Origin of the sequence: Pseudomonas sp. MF7453 (assembly GCF_016405455.1) — a bacterium.
GTDB lineage: Bacteria > Pseudomonadota > Gammaproteobacteria > Pseudomonadales > Pseudomonadaceae > Aquipseudomonas > Aquipseudomonas paralactis.
Genome location: NZ_JAEKCN010000012.1, coordinates 66,885 through 85,256 on the forward strand (window position 1 = coordinate 66,885; position 18,372 = coordinate 85,256).

Consider the following 18,372-nt stretch of genomic DNA (forward strand, 5'->3'; position numbering starts at 1 on the left):
GGTTTTTCCTCCACAGGGTTTTAGCGCTTCCAGAAATATTCGCCCCGATGAGGCCGTGCCGCGGTCTCTAGCGTAACGGCCTCGCTTCAGGTGAGCCTTATCCAATGCATCTTTACGCGGCGCGGCACTGCCATTGGGGGTCATGCTGTTTTAAAGAGGCTCGGCGCGACATTGAAGGTGCCCTTTATGGAAAATGAGGTTTTCTCTTCAGTTTCGAGATCGAAATTAAAGTGGCCGACGATGTGCGCGTTATCTTCAGGCCGTTGGTAAACAAGGTTCCCCCTGACGCTGGGAAACCCAAAAACAGCGTCCAGATCGTCGTCGTCATCGTCCGGGCTGTCTGTCAACACGTAGTAGCCGGCTGTGTTTTCTGCAATATCCGGGAATGTCCGTGCGGCTCCCAGGGTCACGTTGCCGCTGACTTGGTCCTGTCTGATGTGGATCAGAATGGTCTGGCTCTTGGGGGTGTTGGTCTTGGGATCCTTGCTATCCATCACTGCTTTTATTGTCCAACAGTCCACTGCGTTGACACTGACGGACGAGAGAATAACGATTCTATTGGCTGTGAATATTTCTTGGGCATCGCTGAAATACAGGGTTGCGACAAACGATGCGTTTTCACCTGCTTGCGTGGTCGAAATGCTCATCATGGTCTCCGGAGAGAGGTTACGAGTGTGGTTTTTACTGCTGACGTTCCATGAATTAAGCGCGCTGCGGCTCGCTTTGCCTACTGTCAGATCTAACAGGGTTATCTGTTTTTCCGTCGCGTTGCTCGCCCGGCCCCGCTTCGCCCGCACTCCCATTCACGGCGGCGGCCTGAGCACCAGGGTCGATCCGGGGGCCTACGTAAGGTTGGCGTTGTACTTATGCAGCTCTAAGTGCTCAAGGACATGCTCATTGCACAATTCGGGTTTATGATGCCAAACGGCAAAATAATAGACGTCCCCCCAGGGATGAACCCGACACCCTACGGAGCGCGCAATGCAGACTTGGTACCCGCAGATCAAACCCTACGCCCGGCATGATCTGGCAGTCGATGACACCCACACGCTGTATGTCGATGAAAGTGGCTCCCCCGAAGGCTTGCCCGTCGTGTTCATCCACGGGGGGCCAGGTGCCGGTTGCGACGCCCAGAGCCGCTGCTATTTCGATCCGAACCTTTACCATATCGTCACCTTCGACCAGCGTGGCTGCGGGCGCTCCACGCCCCGCGCCAACCTTGAGAACAACACCACCTGGGACCTGGTCGCCGACCTTGAGCGTATCCGCGAGCACCTGGGTATCGACAAATGGGTGTTGTTCGGCGGTTCCTGGGGCTCGACTCTGGCCCTGGCCTACGCGCAAACCCATCCCGAGCGTGTGCTTGGCCTGATCGTGCGCGGCATCTTCCTGGCTCGCCCGCAGGATATTCACTGGTTCTACCAGGAGGGCGCGAGCCGCCTGTTCCCGGACTACTGGCAGGACTACCTGGCGCCCATCCCGGTGGAAGAACGCCACGACATGATTGCCGCCTACCACAAGCGCCTCACCGGCAACGACCAGATCGCCCAGATGCATGCGGCCAAAGCCTGGTCGGGTTGGGAAGGGCGCATGTTGGGCCTGTGCCCGAGCCCGCAGCATGTGGAGCGTTTTTCCGAGCCGCAACGCGCACTGTCCATCGCGCGTATCGAGTGCCATTACTTCACGAATAACTCCTTCCTGGAGCCGAACCAGCTGATTCGCGACATGCACAAGATTGCCCATCTGCCGGGCATCATCATCCATGGCCGCTACGATATGATCTGCCCGCTGGATAACGCCTGGGAGCTGCATCAGGCCTGGCCCAACAGTGAGTTGCAGGTGATTCGCGAGGCCGGCCATGCCGCGTCCGAGCCAGGCATCACCGATGCGCTGGTGCGCGCTACCGGCGAGATGGCACGGCGCCTGCTTGATCTGCCGCCTGAAGAAGCATGAAGGGCTTGTTGCAGCGGGTGCGTGGCGCCCGCGTCGAAGTAGCCGGTGAGATTGTGGGGGCGATCGACCAGGGGTTGCTGGTGCTGGTCGCCGTCGAGCCTTCAGATACGCCCGAAAGCGCCGACAAACTGCTGCACAAGCTGCTTAACTATCGGTTGTTCAGTGACGAGGAGGGCAAGATGAACCTGTCCCTCAAGGACATCGGTGGCGGTTTGCTGCTGGTGTCGCAGTTCACCCTGGCGGCGGATACCAAAAGCGGGCTACGGCCCAGCTTCTCTACAGCGGCGCCTCCGGCCCTGGGAGCGGCGCTTTTTGATCACTTGTTGTTACAAGCGCAACAATTGCATGGCACGGTGGCGTCAGGGCGTTTTGGCGCCGATATGCAGGTGCATTTGGTCAATGATGGCCCTGTGACCTTCCTCTTACAGACATGAATGTATGAAAAACGACTTTAATGCCTAAAAACGCAGGTTTTCGCTACAAATACTTCGCTGACCCTGATGCGTTGTCTCGCGGGCTACTAGATAATCGCGCGCTACGGGGATCAGCGTTGTTTGGTCCATTTTTGATTTAGGTAGAGACTTGTCCGATGGCCTTTGGGGAATCATTTTGCCCTTGGGGAGTCGGAACATTGCTCGCCAACCTGGCATATAGATAGCTGGCCGTTGGTTTTTTGATCTGTTTTCGGCGAGGGTTGCTCGTGATTGTTAGTCCCTGTAATGCACCAAAATTGTCTGCCAAACGGTTACGAAACGCACTGGTAACGGGCTCTGCCCTGTTTTGCCTGTTCGGCGCCGGTCAACTGTGGGCATTCAGTCTGGATGATGTGTCGGCCAAGGCAAAAGAGCTGGCCGGGCAGAAATACGAAGCTCCGCGCAGCAATCTGCCGAACGAATTCCGCGAAATGAAGTTCGCGGACTACCAAAAGATTCGTTTCCGCAACGAAAAAGCCGAGTGGGCCGATCAGAACACCCCGTTCAAGCTGTCCTTCTATCACCAGGGTATGCATTTCGACACCCCGGTGAAAATCAACGAAGTCACCGCCGACAGCGTGCATGAAATCAAGTACGACCCGACTCGCTTCGATTTCGGCGACGTGAAATTTGATCCCAAAGCCACCGAGCAGCTCGGCTATGCCGGTTTCCGTGTGCTTTACCCGATCAACAAGGCCGACAAGCAAGACGAAATCATGACCATGCTCGGCGCGAGCTATTTCCGCGTCGTCGGCAAGGACCAGGTGTATGGCCTGTCTGCCCGCGGCATGGCGATCGACACCGCGCTGCCGTCCGGTGAAGAATTCCCACGGTTTACCGAGTTCTGGATCGAGCGTCCAAAGCCGGGTGACAAGCACCTGGTGATCTTCGCCCTGCTGGATTCGCCACGCGCCACTGGCGCTTATCGTCTGATCCTGCGCCCCGGCACTGACACCGTAGTGGACGTCAAATCCCAGATGTTCCTGCGTGACAAGGTCAGCAAGCTGGGCGTTGCGCCGTTGACTTCGATGTTCCTGTTCGGCGCCAACCAGCCGTCCAAGGTCCTCAACTACCGTCGCGAGCTCCACGATTCCAGCGGCCTGTCGATTCACGCCGGCAATGGCGAGTGGATCTGGCGCCCGCTGAACAACCCTAAACACCTGTCGGTCAGCAACTTCAGCGTCGAGAACCCGCGTGGGTTCGGCCTGCTGCAACGTGGTCGCAACTTCAGCCACTACGAAGACCTGGACGACAACTACGACAAGCGCCCAAGCGCGTGGATCGAACCGGAAGGTGATTGGGGCAAGGGCTCCGTCGACCTGGTCGAGATCCCAACCGCCGACGAGACCAACGACAACATCGTGGCCTTCTGGAGCCCGGAAAAACTGCCGGAAGTCGGCCAGCCTCTGGACGTGGCCTACCGCCTGCACTGGACCCTGGATGATGCCGCATTCCATTCGCCGGATAGCGCCTGGGTCAAGCAGACCCTGCGTTCTACCGGTGACGTGAAGCAATCCAACCTGATCCGTCAGCCCGACGGCACCGTGGCTTACCTGGTGGACTTCGAGGGCCCGGCCCTGAAGAAACTGCTGCCGGACGCACCGGTACGCAGCCAGGTGAGTGTGGGCGACAACGCCGAGCTGGTTGAAAACAGCGTGCGTTACAACGAACACACCAAAGGCTGGCGCCTGACCCTGCGTATGAAGATCAAGGACGCAGGCAAGCCGACCGAAATGCGTGCAGCACTGGTGCAAGATGTCGTGCAGCCCACGCCTGAGCCGGTTTCGACTCACGTGTTGAAGGCCGACAAAGTCGTGGCCAAGCAGCACGAGAAACAAGCCAGGAAAGACGCAAAAGACAAGCAAGACCCGCAGCCAGAAGCTGCCCCAGCCACACCGGAGCCGGCCAAGACCGAACAAGTCCTGACCGAAACCTGGAGCTATCAGTTGCCTGCCGATGAGTAATTCAAACGTCCGGCCAGAGACTCTGAGCGAGTATCTGGCGCACCTCCCGTTGACCGCTGAGCAGCGCGCCGAGTTGGCGGGCTGCAACTCGTTCAGCGAATTGCACGAACGCTTGTCGTCGTCGACTTTCGACGCACCGACCGACGCCGCCCAGGCCTCGGTCGGCCGTCGCTTGACCCTCAACAGCGCCGAAGAGCTGCAAGACGCCGAGATGCTGGCGCTCGACGCCGGCGGTCGCGTGTGTCTCAAAGCCACCCCGCCGATCCGCCGGACCAAAGTGGTGCCAGAGCCCTGGCGCACCAACATCCTGGTGCGCGGCTGGCGCCGGATGACCGGTCGCACCAACCCGCCCAAGCCACCCAAGGATGAGCGCGTATTGCCGGCTGCCCGCTGGCGTACCGTGGGTTCGATCCGTCGCTATATTCTGTTGGTGTTGATGCTGGGTCAGACCATCGTCGCCGGCTGGTACATGAAAGGCATCATGCCGTACCAGGGTTGGTCGCTGGTCGACTTCGATGAAATCCGCAACCAGACCCTGCTGCAAACCGCCACCCAGGTAATGCCCTACGCGCTGCAAACCAGCATCCTGATCATGTTCGGGATTCTGTTCTGCTGGGTGTCGGCCGGTTTCTGGACCGCGCTCATGGGCTTCCTGGAGCTGCTGACCGGGCACGATAAATACCGCATCTCCGGTAAAAGTGCCGGTAACGAGCCGATTCCCAAGGATGCGCGCACCGCGCTGGTGATGCCGATCTGCAACGAAGACGTGCCGCGGGTATTCGCAGGTCTGCGCGCAACGTTCGAATCGGTAGCCGCCACCGGTGACCTGGATCGCTTCGATTTCTTCGTGCTCAGCGACAGTAACGACGCCGACATCTGCATCGCCGAACAGCAAGCCTGGCTCGACGTGTGCCGCGAAGCTGGCGGCTTCGGCAAGATCTTCTATCGCCGCCGCCGCCGTCGCGTAAAGCGCAAGAGCGGCAACCTCGACGACTTTTGCCGTCGCTGGGGGGGTGACTACAAGTACATGGTCGTGCTGGACGCTGACTCGGTAATGAGCGGCGAATGCCTGACCAGTCTGGTACGCCTGATGGAAGCCACGCCGGATGCGGGGATTATCCAGACCGCGCCGCGCGCGTCGGGCATGGACACTCTGTATGCGCGTATGCAGCAGTTCGCTACCCGCGTATACGGCCCACTGTTTACCGCCGGCCTGCACTTCTGGCAGTTGGGTGAATCCCACTACTGGGGCCACAACGCCATTATCCGCATGAAGCCGTTTATCGAGCATTGCGCCCTGGCGCCGTTGCCGGGTAAAGGTGCATTCGCCGGTGCGATCCTTTCCCACGACTTCGTTGAAGCCGCGCTGATGCGCCGTGCCGGCTGGGGCGTGTGGATTGCCTACGACTTGCCGGGCAGCTACGAAGAACTGCCGCCGAACCTGCTGGACGAACTCAAGCGTGACCGTCGCTGGTGCCACGGTAACCTGATGAACTTCCGCCTGTTCCTGGTCAAAGGCATGCACCCGGTGCACCGCGCGGTGTTCCTGACCGGTGTGATGTCCTACCTGTCGGCGCCGTTGTGGTTCTTCTTCCTGGTGTTGTCCACCGCGTTGCTGGCGGTGAACACGCTGATGGAGCCGCAGTACTTCATGGCGCCGCGCCAGTTGTACCCGCTGTGGCCACAATGGCATCCGGACAAGGCGGTGGCGTTGTTCTCCACCACCATCGTGCTGTTGTTCCTGCCCAAGCTGCTCAGCATCATTCTGATCTGGGCCAAGGGTGCCAAGGAGTTCGGCGGCAAGTTCAAGGTGACCTTGTCGATGCTGCTGGAGATGTTGTTCTCCATGCTGCTGGCGCCGGTGCGGATGATTTTCCACACCCGTTTCGTCCTCGCCGCCTTCCTCGGTTGGGCTGCCACCTGGAACTCGCCGCAGCGTGACGACGACTCCACGCCCTGGAGCGAAGCGGTCAAGCGTCACGGCCCGCAAACGATCCTCGGCTTCCTGTGGGCGCTGTTGGTGGTGTGGTTGAACCCAAGCTTCCTGTGGTGGCTGGTGCCGATTGTCGGCTCGCTGATGCTGTCGATTCCGGTGTCGGTGATTTCCAGCCGGGTCAAGCTGGGCCTCAAGTCCCGTGACGAGAGCCTGTTCCTGATCCCCGAGGAATACAATCCGCCGCAAGCGCTGCTGTCGACCGAGAAGTACACCCACGAAAACCGTTGGCACGCCCTCAATGACGGGTTCGTGCGTTCGGTGGTCGACCCGCAGCAGAACGCCCTGGCCTGTGCCTTGGCGACCTCGCGTCACCGCGAGGCCGAGCCGATTGAATACCTGCGCATGGAGCGCGTTCGCCACGCGTTGAAAGTCGGCCCTGCCGGCCTCAACAACAGCGAGCGCCTGGCCCTGCTCAGTGACCCGGTAGCCCTGGCTCGTCTGCATGAGCAGGTCTGGAGCGAAGGTCATGCCGAGTGGCTTGGTGCCTGGCGTGCTTCGATCAAGGCTGATCCGCACGCACCATTGCTGCCTCTGCAACCGCAGTCGCCGCAGGCCCAACCGGCCTGATTCAGACGCCCCCGAGGGCTCGCCTCGGGGGCGCTGCAGACGCTGGTCCTACAGCGTTTACAGCCGCTTCCATTTATCCCTAACCCCTTGTTATTTCGAAACAAAAGACCTTTGATCGAGGCGTATTGTCGTGCCTGTCGCTGGGTTAGCATCGCCCCCCAAAATTTCACTCGCCACGGGGGCATTCATGATCAAAAGGTATTGTTCGGTATTGCTGGTTAGCGTTTTGCTATGGGCCTATGCGGGTCTGCTGAGTGCGGGCGCCCTGGACGATGCTGTGCGTCGCGGCGTATTGAAAGTGGGGACCACGCCCGATTACGTGCCCTTCGAGATGCTCGATAAGCAGGGGCGCATCGTCGGTTTTGAAATTGACTTGCTCCGCGCCATGAGCCGTGCGCTGGGCGTGGAACTTGAGCTGATTGCGGTGCCGTATACGGATTTGGTGTCGGGGTTGATGGCAAGAAAATTTGACCTGATTGGCAGCGGCATGACCGTCACCCAGGAGCGCAACCTGAAGCTCAACTTCAGCGACTCTTTCATCGTGGTGGGGCAGACAGTGCTGATGCACCCCCGCCTGGCCGGCATCATTTCCAGCGTCGAAGAGCTGGACGACGCCAGTTACCGGGTGGTGACTACCCGGGGCACGACCGGAGAGGCAGCAGCCAAGCGTTTCCTGGGGGCTGCGCAACTGAGTACGGTGACGACCCCCGAAGACGGTGTGCAGCAGGTCGTGGAAGGCAAGGCCGATGCGTTTATCCATGATGCGCCCTACAACCTGATCGCGATGAGCCGGCCGCAGAACAGCGCTTTGTTGAGCCTGGAACAACCCTTCACCTTTGAGCCCCTGGCGTTTGGTTTGAAAAAAGGTGATTACGACAGCCTCAACTGGATCAATCACTTTCTCAACCAGATCGCTCAGGATGGCTCCTACGATCGCCTGCATGACAAGTGGTTCAGGGATACGGCCTGGATCGCAGAAATTGAGTGATCGTCATAACTACTTACACATCAACCCATTACCAAGGGGCCACGTAGACGCGTCTACCCCTGCGCTTGACTGCACCGGCTAAGGGCTTTTACGACATACGCCGATAACATTTACCGGTGAAACCTTTGTGACGGCTAACGAGTGGGTTAGGATCGCATCCCGAAATGGCGCAGCCCTTTTGTGCGCCGACCTTATAAGAATCGTTCAGGGGTCTTGATGATGAAAAAGTATCTTTCGATGCTGATGCTCGGCGTCACCGCGATGGTCGCTGCCACTGCGGCTCAGGCCGGAGCCATCGACGATGCGGTCAAGCGCGGCACGTTGAAAGTCGGCATGGACCCGACCTACATGCCGTTCGAAATGACTGACAAACGCGGCGAAATCATCGGTTTCGAAGTCGACATCCTCAAGGCCATGGCCAAGTCCATGGGGGTCAAGCTGGAACTGGTGTCCACTGGTTATGACGGCATCATCCCGGCCTTCCTGACCGGCAAGTTCGACATGATCGGCAGCGGCATGACCCTGACCCAGGAGCGCAACCTGCGCCTGAACTTCAGCGAACCCTTCATCGTGGTCGGCCAGACCCTGCTGATCCGCAAGGAGCTGGAAGGCACCATCAAGTCCTACAAAGACCTGAACGATGAGAAATACCGCCTGACCTCCAAGCTCGGCACCACCGGTGAAATGGTCGCCAAGAAGCTGATTTCCAAGGCCAAGTACCACGGCTACGACAACGAGCAGGAAGGCGTGCTGGATGTGGTCAACGGCAAGGCTGACGCCTTTGTGTATGACGCGCCTTACAACGTGGTGGCCGAGAAGAAAGTCGGCAACGGCAAGCTGGTGTTCCTGGAAGAACCCTTCACCTTTGAACCTCTGGCGTTCGGTTTGAAGAAAGGCGATTACGACAGCATCAACTTCATCAACAACTTCCTGCACCAGATCCGTAACGACGGCACTTACGATCGCATCCATGACAAGTGGTTCAAGAGCTCCGAGTGGCTCAAGGACATGGAATAAGGCCTGACACCGAGTTGCCTGCATCGCAGGCAAGCCAGCTCCCACATTTGACTGTATTTACACATCAAATGTGGGAGCTGGCTTGCCGCCGATGGCGGCCTATCAGGCAACACATATCCGGAAAGTGAAATGAAACAGAAAAAAGCCCAATGGCCCTGGCACCTGCTGACCGTGGTCGTGCTGGTCGGCCTGGCGGGCGCCTTGTACTACGCCACCTCGTTGATGTCCTACGAGTGGCGCTGGAACCGCGTGCCGCAATACTTCGCCTATCAAGCCGAGACCTCCCAGCGCGCCGCGGATATTTCCACCGTGGTCGAGCTGGTGCGCAAAGGCGATATGGCCGAAGTCACCCTGCGCAACGACGCGGGGGTCGAGCAAAAACTCACGGTTGCCGACAACAGCCTGCAAGTGGCGCGCGGTGACGATGTGGCTGAAGGCGACGTGGTCGGCGTGACCCGACAGTGGGCGCTGGGGCCGTTGATGTGGGGCTTGTGGACCACGCTGTGGCTGTCGGTGGTGTCCGGCATCCTGGGCTTGGCGATAGGTTTGGCGACTGGTTTGTGCCGGCTCTCCAAAAACCCGACCCTGCGGGATCTGTCGACGATCTACGTCGAACTGGTGCGCGGTACCCCGCTGCTGGTGCAGATTTTCATTTTCTATTTCTTTATCGGCACGGTGCTCAACCTGTCCCGGGAATTTGCCGGGATCGCTGCGCTGTCGTTGTTCACCGGTGCCTACGTGGCCGAAATCGTGCGCGCGGGCGTGCAGTCCATCACCCGTGGCCAGGATGAAGCGGCGCGTTCCCTGGGCTTGAGCGCCGGCCAGTCGATGCGCCATGTGGTGCTGCCGCAAGCCTTCAAGCGCGTACTGCCACCCCTGGCCGGGCAATTTATCAGCCTGGTCAAAGACACGTCCCTGGTGTCGGTGATCGCGATTACCGAGTTGCTCAAGAGTGGACGTGAAGTGATCACCACCTCGTTTTCGCCATTCGAGATCCTGTTCTGTGTGGCAGGCCTGTACCTGCTGATCAACCTGCCGCTGTCGAAAATGGCCAGCCGGCTTGAGCGGAGGCTCGCCCAAAGTGATTGAAGTGCGCGATCTGGTAAAAGTCTTCGACACCCGTGGGCATGTGGTGCGTGCGGTAGACCACGTCACCACCCAGGTGGCCAAGGGTGAAGTGCTGGTGGTGATCGGCCCGTCCGGCTCCGGCAAGTCCACCTTCCTGCGCTGCCTCAATGGGTTGGAGGCGTTCGACTCGGGTTCGGTGAGCATCGATGGTTTGCAACTGGCCGATCCGAAGACCGACGTGAACGCCTACCGTCGTGAAGTCGGCATGGTGTTCCAGCATTTCAACCTGTTCCCCCATATGACCGTGCTGGAAAACCTGTGCCTGGCGCAAAAGGTCGTGCGCAAGCGCGGCAAGCAAGAGCGCGAGGCCAAGGCCCTGGCCTTGTTGGAAAAGGTCGGTATCGCGCAGAAGGCCCATGAGTTTCCATCGCGCCTGTCTGGCGGCCAGCAGCAGCGGGTCGCGATTGCCCGGGCGCTGGCCATGGAGCCCAAGGTGATGCTGTTTGACGAGCCCACCTCGGCCCTCGACCCGGAAATGGTCGGCGAAGTTCTCGACGTCATGAAAACCCTGGCCCTGGAAGGCATGACCATGGTCTGCGTGACCCACGAGATGGGCTTTGCCCGCGAAGTGGCGGACCGGGTGCTGTTCTTCGACCACGGCAAACTGTTGGAGGACGCAGCGCCCGCCGAATTCTTCGCTGCGCCGAAAGACCCACGGGCCCAGGCGTTCCTGCGCCAGGTCCTATGACTGTAGGAGCGAGCTTGCTCGCGAAAAGCGTCAACGATAACGCCGCGCACCCTGAATGAACGCGGCGGCTCTGGGTTTTTCGCGAGCAAGCTCGCTCCTGCAGTGGTGGTGTTTCAGAGCTTGAATCTGTCGACCAGCTTCTGTAAATCCAGGCTCAACCGCGTCAACTGAACGCTCGCGGCCGCCGTTTCCTCACTGGCGGCGGCGGTCTGTTCCGACACGTCCCGCACCTTCAACACACTGCGATTGATCTCCTCGACCACTGCGCTTTGCTGCTCGGCGGCGGCGGCAATCTGCGGATTCATTTCCTGGATGACCGACACCGTGCGCGCAATCGCCGCCAAAGCCTCACCAGCGTCGCGGGTCAGGGCGACGCTGTTGTCGGTCAGGTTGCGGCTGCTGTCCATGATGTCCGCCACTTGCTGGGTACCGTTATGCAGGCCGAGGATCAGCCCTTCGATTTCCTCGGCAGACGCCTGGGTGCGTTGGGCCAGGCTGCGTACTTCATCGGCGACCACTGCGAAGCCTTGGCCGGCGGTACCCGCGCGCGCCGCTTCGATGGCGGCGTTGAGAGCCAGCAGGTTGGTTTGTTGGGACACGGACTTGATCACGTCCAGCACGCTGGCGATCTTCTGGCTTTCCTGTTGCAGGGTCAGCATGGCTCGGCCGGACAACGCCATCTCGCTGGCCAGGTTGCCGATTTGCTCAACTGCCTGGGAGACCACCTGCTCGCCGGCACCGGCCTTTTGGTCGGCCTCATTGGCTGCCACGGAAGCGCGTTCGGCGTGACGCGCGACTTCCTGAGCGGTGGCGAGCATTTCATTCATCGCCGTGGCCACCTGGTCGGTTTCATCTTTCTGGTCATTGAGCCCGTTACGGGTCTGTTCGGTCACGGTGGATAGCTGCGTGGCCGCACCGGCAATCTGCCGGGCGCTGTCACCGATGCTGCTGATCAGGTTGCGCAGGTTGCGGGTCATTTGCCCGATGCTTTGCTGCAACTGGCCCAGTTCGTCGCGGCGGTCTACCGCCGTGTCGTGGCTCAAGTCGCCCTCGGCGACACGGTGGGCGGCGCTGAGGATCGCTCGCAGCGGCACGGCAATTTGCCGGGCGATCCACCAGGCAGCCAGCGCGCCGAGGACCAGTGCGGCCATGGTCACGCTGATCAGCAAGGTGCGGGTTTGATCCGCCTCGTTGTTGCGCTTGGTGTTCTGGCTCTGGCTCAACAAGTTGCTCTTGTCACGCAGCTCGTTGAGTCGCTGTTCGAAGCGGTTCTGCACGGTTTCGGTATCGAGCTGGGCTTGCTTGAGCGTTATCAGTTGCTCACGGTAGTTGGCCAGATCGGTCTTGAGCAGTGTCGAGTCCACCGGGAGGGCGGTGACGGAAGCCAGCGCGATCTGCATGCCGTCAAGCGCCTGGCCGAACGCATCGGCATAGGCCTGTAAGGTGTCGGCTGCCCAGGCGGGGCTCTGCGCTCGATCCTCGGCTTGCTCCATGGCCTGGCGCAGGTTCTCGATGGCATCGAGGGCCTTCTCGTCATTTTGGTCGGGCAAATCACTGGCCAATTGAGCGAGGGTATCGCTGGCTTGCAGGGCGGACTTTTTAAGCGCCGGGCGGACCTGCTCGCGCGCGGCCAGCAACGGCGGCAATTGCGTGAGCGCGGCCTTGGAGCCCGACACCAGAAGGGCCGCGTCTTCCAGCCGTTGCCGGTCGGTCGGGTCCCGCAAGCGGCTCGAAAGGTCGGCCAGGTACTGGTCGATCTGTTCGACCCTTTGATTCATCTTGGCCAGGCTGTTGCTGTCCATCAGGGTGCGGTACACGATGCGGTCGGCGCGCATGGCCTCGGCTTCGACAGCCAGATGGCCCAGGGTCGTCAGGCTGTCGGATCGGTACAGGACGGCGCTCAAGGCTTGCCAGCCTGTCGCGGCAATGACGAAGCTGAGGATCAGCACCAGGCCAAAGCCCAGGGCAAGCTTCAGGCGGACGCTGGCATTGACCAGCATACGGGTCAGCCGAGGAAACATAATGCACCTCCCAATCAGAGAAAGCGTATCGCTACAGATGCAACGCTAAATCGGATCGGGGTGAGGCGGGGCTGATAACTGTGTAGGAAGTTTCACAAGAGGCGGCGGTCTTAATCGGCCGCCGCGCAAGACCCTGTCAGATGCGGAAACGCCCGACCAGGGTCTGCAAGTAGATCCCCAGGCGCGCCAGTTCTGCACTCGATGCGGCGGTTTCTTCGCTGGCCGAGGACGTTTGTTCGGAGACATCACGCACATTCAACACGCTGCGGTTGATCTCTTCGGCCACGGCGCTCTGTTGCTCGGCGGCGGTGGCAATCTGTGAGTTCATTGCCTGGATGGTTGAAACCGTGCGGGTGATATTCGCCAATGCGCTGCCCGCGCGACGGGTCAGTTCGACGCTGCTGTCGGTCAGCCCGCGGCTGTTGTCCATGATGGAGGCCACCTGCTGGGTACCGTTTTGCAGGCCGACGATCAGCTCTTCAATCTCTTCGGTGGACTTCTGAGTGCGCTGGGCCAGGCTGCGCACTTCATCGGCCACCACCGCGAAGCCACGCCCGGCCTCACCGGCACGCGCCGCTTCAATGGCCGCGTTCAGCGCCAGCAGGTTGGTTTGCTGGGCGACGGATTTGATCACGTCGAGCACGCTGCCGATCTTGTCGCTTTCGCGCTTGAGGTCACCCATGGCGAGGGTGGAATTGCCGACTTCCGTCGCCAGGCGCTCGATCTGGGCGATGGCCTCACCGACCACCTTGTCACCTTCACGGGCCTGTTGATCGGCGGCCACCGCAGCTTCTGAGGCTTGCTCGGCATTGCGTGCGACTTCTTGCACGGTGGCGGCCATTTCGTTCATGGCGGTGGCGACCTGATCGGTCTCCACCTTTTGGCTGTTGACCCCGGCGCTGGTCTGTTCAGTCACGGCCGATAACTGCTCGGCTGCACTGGCGATCTGGGTGACGCCGTCGCTGATACCGCCGATCAATGCGCGCAGGCCCACGGTCATGCTCTGCATGGCGCGTTGCAACTGGCCCAGCTCGTCCTGGCGGCCAGAGTCCAGGTTGTGGCTCAGGTCGCCGGAGGCCACGCGCTCGGCGACTTTGAGGGTCTGGTTCAGCGGTATGACGATCTGGCGGGTGATGGCCCAGGCAGCGAACAGGCCGAAGGCTACCGCCAGTACGGTGGCGAGCAGCAACAAGTACTTGGCCTGGGCCACATCATGGTCGCGCACTGCCGTTTGCGAGGTGGTGAGTTTCTCGCTATGACCCAACAGAATATCGCCCTGGGCACTTAGGATCTTAAGGGCTGCGGCACTGGCCACCTGGGAGTCGCGGTATTGGCTGACGGCGGCCCGATAGGCTTGCAGTGAGGCACCGGCCTCTTGCAGGTTGGCCTGATATTGCGTCGGCAGCTGGCCTTGCAGTTCGGTGATTTTCTTCAGGGCGTTGTCGATAGCGTCGAGGGCGGGTTGCTCGGCCTCGACCTTGCCGCTGTAGGTGTAGCCGCGTACCTGGAAGCGCGCTTGCTGGATCAGCTTGCTCAGGTCAACCACGCTGTTGAACTGGGTGACGCTGTCGCCTTGCAGCAGGTTTTTTTCAATCTCGTTGGTTTTGGCCACGGCATTATCGGCCGTGTCGCCGAGCTTGCTGCGCGCACCCTCACGCTTGAGGCCTGCCTGGACCATGGTGGCGAAGGCTTTTTTGTATTGGCTCAAGGCTTCCTGTTGTTGTTCGACGAGAGCCTTGTCATTGGGTTGTTCGATTAACTGCGCGGCAGTTTTAAGGCCCTCGTCCAGCTGAGTGATCAGGCCGGTAACTGCGTCGGTGCCTTGTTCGCCGCGGCGCATATCAAAGTCCAGGCGCGCCAGGCGCAGGTCTTTGGTCAGGCCATTGAGGCTGGAGATAAAACCCAGCTTATCGCCGCGACTGATCACATCGCCCAGGCCGGTCCAGCCGGTAAAGGTGATCAACAGCGTCAGGATCAACACCAGGCCAAAGCCGACGCTCAGCTTGCGGTTGACGCTTACATTCCCCAGTTTCTCGGCTAACCAACGATACATGCTGCGAACTCCCCTGGAACAAGGCTTGGACTTATTCAAAGGCTATCGGCATGGGCATAGGATTCTGTAGCGCCACAGATTCAATGTGGGAGGGGGCTTGCCCCCGATGGCGGCCTCAGGGCCGACCAGGATGCTGGACTTTGATCGAGTGCATATCCGTTATTTAGGTAACGGCTGATATTGGTTCCGCTTTTACAGCGGGTCACTTTCGAAAAGCGCGAAAGTAACCAAAGCGCTCTTGCCCCACCACTCGGCACCTCGCTTAGGCTCGGTGTGCCCGTAATCCGCCATGGATTTGGGGGGCCGCCGCCACGCGCCATCCATGGCGCGGGGCGGCTAAACCGGCATCCCTGCCGGTTTACCCCCCAAATCCCTGTCGAATTCCGGCCAGCGTGGTTTAACGGGGCGCCTAAAATCAAAAGCAGATCAAAAGCAGAGCAAGAGCAAGAGCGGCTCGCTTCGCATCGTGGTTACGGTTGGCAGTGGCTACAAAAGTTGTGTAGATACCCATGGCTATCGGGGGCAAGCCCCCTCCCACATTTAGGCTACGGTGTTTTTGGATTTGATATCAGAACAGTCGGGCGAGCAGGGCCGTCACGGCGGTTTCAACCCGTAGGATGCGCGCACCAAGCTGCACCGGTTGCAAACCGGCCCTGGTCAGCAGCTCGACTTCATAGGGAATCCAGCCGCCTTCCGGGCCAATTGCCAGCGTTACCGGCTCATCCAGCCCACGGGGGCAGGCCGGGTAATCGCCCGGATGACCGATCAGGCCCAGGGTGCCGGCAGCCATGGCCGGCAGGCGGTCTTCGACAAAGGGTTTGAAGCGCTTTTCGATAATGATCTCGGGCAGTACCGTGTCCCGCGCCTGTTCCAGGCCAAGGATCAGTTGCTCGCGAACCGCTTCTGGCTCCAGGAATGGGGTTTGCCAGAAGCTTTTTTCCACGCGGTAGCTGTTGACCAGCACCACCTTGGGCACACCCATGGCCGCTACCGTTTGCAGCACTCGACGCAGCATCTTCGGGCGGGGCAGGGCCAGCAGCAGGGTCAGCGGCAGTTTGCTCGGCGGTGGCTGGTCGAAGCTGACTTGCAGCTCGGCTTCACTGGCTTCCAGCCGCAGCAGTTGGGCATTGCCCATCAGCCCGCCAATGCGGCCCACACGCAGGTTGTCACCCACTACGGCGCGGTGGACTTCCTGCATATGCACCAGGCGCCGATCACGCAGCACCACGCGGTCTGCCGCAATAAAATCGGCGTCTTCCAGCAGTAGCAGGTTCACGGCTGGGTCGCTGGCGGCTGGTCGTCGTCGGCAGGCTGGTCGTCCGGGTGTTCGCCGCGCTTGCTGATCAAGCCGCTGAACAGGATGCCCACTTCAAACAGCATCCACATCGGCACGGCCAGCAAGGTCTGGGAGAAAATGTCCGGCGGTGTGAGGATCATGCCGACCACAAAGCAGCCGATGATCACGTACGGGCGGATCTTCTTCAGGTACTTGACGTCGACCACCCCGATCCACACCAGCAACACCACCGCCACCGGGATTTCGAAGGCCACGCCAAAGGCGAAGAACAGCGTCATCACGAAGTCGAGGTAGCTGGTGATATCGGTCATCATTTCCACGCCGGCCGGGGTAGCGGCGGCGAAGAATTTGAAGATCAGCGGGAACACCAGGAAGTAGGCGAAGGCCATGCCGGTGTAGAACAGCAGGATGCTCGACACCAGCAACGGCACCGCGATGCGCTTCTCGTGCTTGTACAGGCCCGGCGCAATAAAGCCCCAGATCTGATGCAGGATCACCGGGATCGCCAGGAACAGCGAAACCATCATGGTCAGCTTCAACGGCGTCAGGAACGGCGACGACACATCGGTGGCAATCATCGTCGCGCCGACCGGCAGGTACTGGCGCAAGGGCGTGGAAACGAAGGTGTAGATCTGCTGGGTAAAGGCGAACAGCCCGGCAAAGATGATGAAGATGGCCGCTACGCAACGCAGCAGGCGGGTACGCAACTCGGTGAGGTGCGAGACCAGCGGCATATGCTGGTCGTTTTCCGGTTTATCAGCGCTCATGGGGCTCGCGGCGGCAGTGTAGGGTCATGGGGGGCAGGCGACGCAACGGGCGTCGGCGCAGGCTCTGTCGGGGCGGGCTCGGTTTGGGCAGCAGGTGCCGGCGCGATGCTCTGCTCGGCTACCGGAGGGGCCGGCTTGGCCGGCTCCTGCACCGGGGAGAGAATCTTGCGAGTCTCTTGCTCCAACGACAGGATATGTTCGTTGTGCAACTGCCTGCGGATCTCGTCGGCACCGATTTCCCGTTCAACTTCCTGTTTGATCGCGTTGAAACTGCGTTTCAGGCGCCCGATCCACAGGCCGGCGGTGCGCGCGGCACCGGGCAGGCGTTCCGGCCCCAGTACCAGCAGGGCCACCAGGCCGACGAGCAGCAGTTCAGAGAAGCTGATACCAAACATTAGTCAGTGCTCACGAGTCTTTGCGGGTCGGCTCTTGGACTTTTTCAGCCTGCACGTCGAAGGTACGACGCTCGGTGATCGGCTGCGCGGCCTGCGGGTGCACAGGCTGGGCCGGTGGCACCGGGTTTGCGCTTGGCTCGGCGGGCTTCTCGTCGTCGTTCATGGCTTTACGAAAGCCCTTGATCGACTCGCCGACGTCGGTGCCGAGGTTTTTCAGTTTCTTGGTGCCGAACACCAGAACAACCACCACCAGAATGACGATCCAGTGTTTCCAGTCAAAAATGCCCATGCTGCAAATCCTCAAGTCTTGGTTAATCAGGCGGACGGGCGCGAAGCCTTTTCGACATGCCCGGACAAGCCGAAGCGACGGTCCAGTTCATCCAGCACGGCCTGTGGATGCTGCCCCAGTTGGGCGAGCATCACCAGGCTATGGAACCACAAGTCTGCGGTCTCATAGATTACATCGCTGTAATCACCGCTGATTTGCGCGTCCTTGGCCGCAATGATGGTCTCGACGGATTCTTCGCCGAGTTTTTCCAGAATCTTGTTCAGACCCTTGTGGTACAGGCTGGCGACGTAGGAGCTGTCGGCATCCGCGCCTTTGCGGTCTTCCAGCACCTGGGCCACACGGTTCAGGGTATCGCTCATGTTCAGTGTCCTGGCGAATAAATGGCGTGGGGGTCTTTGAGCACCGGCTCCACTACCTTCCATTCGCCGTCTTCGAACACGCGATAGAAACAGCTGTGGCGCCCGGTATGGCAAGCGATGTCGCCGATCTGGTCGACCATCAGGATCACCACGTCGGCGTCGCAGTCCAGGCGCATCTCATGCAGCACCTGCACATGCCCGGACTCTTCGCCCTTGCGCCACAGTCTGCCACGCGAACGTGACCAGTAGATGGCGCGCTGCTCAGTGGCGGTGAGGCTCAGCGCCTCGCGGTTCATCCAGGCCATCATCAATACGCGCCCGGTCTTGTAGTCCTGGGCAATGGCCGGCACCAGGCCGTCACTGTCCCACTTGATCTCGTCCAGCCAGTTTTTCATGTTCGGCTCCGGCAATTTGCGA

17 protein-coding genes and 1 pseudogene are annotated in these 18,372 nt (G+C 60.3%); 8 read left to right on the forward strand and 10 right to left on the reverse strand.

Annotated features, from left to right (window positions below; genetic code table 11):
- Positions 1-140: 140 nt before the first annotated feature.
- A complete protein-coding gene (locus JFT63_RS19200; RefSeq protein ID WP_186559660.1) occupies positions 141-647 on the reverse strand; it encodes a hypothetical protein in 507 nt (168 codons plus the stop codon).
- A 334-nt stretch (positions 648-981) separates the two neighbouring features.
- Here JFT63_RS19200 and pip point away from each other — a divergent pair, with 334 nt between their 5' ends.
- From pip to JFT63_RS19240, 8 genes are all read left to right on the forward strand, one after another.
- The gene (pip, locus tag JFT63_RS19205) at positions 982-1,953 is read left to right on the forward strand and encodes a prolyl aminopeptidase (RefSeq protein ID WP_005783969.1); all 972 of its coding nucleotides are present in this window, start codon (positions 982-984) and stop codon (positions 1,951-1,953) included.
- Positions 1,950-2,387 (forward strand): D-aminoacyl-tRNA deacylase, encoded by a 438-nt coding sequence (gene dtd, locus JFT63_RS19210; RefSeq protein WP_198844533.1) that lies wholly within the window; start codon positions 1,950-1,952, stop codon positions 2,385-2,387. The genes pip and dtd overlap by 4 nt, the downstream gene beginning before the upstream one ends.
- Positions 2,388-2,653: 266 nt before the next feature.
- The gene (locus JFT63_RS19215; RefSeq protein WP_057702706.1) at positions 2,654-4,390 is read left to right on the forward strand and encodes a glucan biosynthesis protein G; all 1,737 of its coding nucleotides are present in this window, start codon (positions 2,654-2,656) and stop codon (positions 4,388-4,390) included.
- Positions 4,383-6,953: a glucans biosynthesis glucosyltransferase MdoH gene (gene mdoH, locus JFT63_RS19220; protein WP_057702473.1), complete on the forward strand. Its 2,571-nt coding sequence runs from the start codon at positions 4,383-4,385 to the stop codon at positions 6,951-6,953. The genes JFT63_RS19215 and mdoH overlap by 8 nt, the downstream gene beginning before the upstream one ends.
- Positions 6,954-7,140: 187 nt before the next feature.
- Positions 7,141-7,941 (forward strand): transporter substrate-binding domain-containing protein, encoded by an 801-nt coding sequence (locus tag JFT63_RS19225; protein ID WP_057702474.1) that lies wholly within the window; start codon positions 7,141-7,143, stop codon positions 7,939-7,941.
- 219 nt (positions 7,942-8,160) lie between these two features.
- On the forward strand, positions 8,161-8,958 hold the full coding sequence (locus JFT63_RS19230; RefSeq protein ID WP_057702475.1) for a transporter substrate-binding domain-containing protein: 798 nt from the start codon (positions 8,161-8,163) through the stop codon (positions 8,956-8,958).
- Positions 8,959-9,087: 129 nt separating this feature from the next.
- The gene (locus JFT63_RS19235; RefSeq protein WP_057702476.1) at positions 9,088-10,047 is read left to right on the forward strand and encodes an amino acid ABC transporter permease; all 960 of its coding nucleotides are present in this window, start codon (positions 9,088-9,090) and stop codon (positions 10,045-10,047) included.
- Complete coding sequence (locus tag JFT63_RS19240) at positions 10,040-10,774, forward strand: amino acid ABC transporter ATP-binding protein (protein ID WP_005783982.1); 735 nt, start codon at positions 10,040-10,042, stop codon at positions 10,772-10,774. Before JFT63_RS19235 ends, JFT63_RS19240 begins: the two co-directional genes overlap by 8 nt.
- Before the next feature lie 113 nt (positions 10,775-10,887).
- Here the strand turns inward: JFT63_RS19240 and JFT63_RS19245 are convergent, their stop codons facing one another.
- The 9 genes and pseudogenes from JFT63_RS19245 to hisI form a co-directional block, all read right to left on the reverse strand.
- Positions 10,888-12,795, reverse strand: a complete 1,908-nt coding sequence (locus tag JFT63_RS19245; RefSeq protein WP_198844534.1) for a HAMP domain-containing methyl-accepting chemotaxis protein — start codon at positions 12,793-12,795, stop codon at positions 10,888-10,890.
- A 136-nt stretch (positions 12,796-12,931) separates the two neighbouring features.
- Positions 12,932-13,804 (reverse strand): methyl-accepting chemotaxis protein, encoded by an 873-nt coding sequence (locus tag JFT63_RS30120; protein WP_407071380.1) that lies wholly within the window; start codon positions 13,802-13,804, stop codon positions 12,932-12,934.
- Positions 13,790-14,848, reverse strand: a pseudogene (locus JFT63_RS30125) (methyl-accepting chemotaxis protein); the annotation flags it as partial. The pseudogene JFT63_RS30125 and the gene JFT63_RS30120, both read right to left, overlap by 15 nt.
- 568 nt (positions 14,849-15,416) lie before the next feature.
- Entirely contained in the window at positions 15,417-16,124 is a 708-nt protein-coding gene (locus JFT63_RS19255) for a 16S rRNA (uracil(1498)-N(3))-methyltransferase (protein WP_057702479.1), read from the reverse strand.
- Positions 16,121-16,912, reverse strand: a complete 792-nt coding sequence (gene tatC / locus JFT63_RS19260) for a twin-arginine translocase subunit TatC (protein ID WP_005783990.1) — start codon at positions 16,910-16,912, stop codon at positions 16,121-16,123. The genes JFT63_RS19255 and tatC overlap by 4 nt, the downstream gene beginning before the upstream one ends.
- Positions 16,909-17,307, reverse strand: coding sequence for a Sec-independent protein translocase protein TatB (gene tatB / locus JFT63_RS19265; RefSeq protein ID WP_057702480.1), 399 nt, complete (start codon positions 17,305-17,307; stop codon positions 16,909-16,911). The genes tatC and tatB overlap by 4 nt, the downstream gene beginning before the upstream one ends.
- 10 nt (positions 17,308-17,317) lie before the next feature.
- Positions 17,318-17,596, reverse strand: a complete 279-nt coding sequence (locus JFT63_RS19270) for a twin-arginine translocase TatA/TatE family subunit (RefSeq protein WP_005783993.1) — start codon at positions 17,594-17,596, stop codon at positions 17,318-17,320.
- A gap of 26 nt (positions 17,597-17,622) precedes the next feature.
- Complete coding sequence (locus tag JFT63_RS19275) at positions 17,623-17,955, reverse strand: phosphoribosyl-ATP diphosphatase (RefSeq protein ID WP_005783994.1); 333 nt, start codon at positions 17,953-17,955, stop codon at positions 17,623-17,625.
- Positions 17,956-17,957: 2 nt separating this feature from the next.
- Positions 17,958-18,350 carry a phosphoribosyl-AMP cyclohydrolase gene (gene hisI / locus JFT63_RS19280; RefSeq protein ID WP_198707431.1) on the reverse strand — a complete coding sequence of 131 codons (393 nt, stop codon included), beginning with the start codon at positions 18,348-18,350 and terminating at the stop codon, positions 17,958-17,960.
- Between the last annotated feature and the right edge of the window lie 22 nt (positions 18,351-18,372).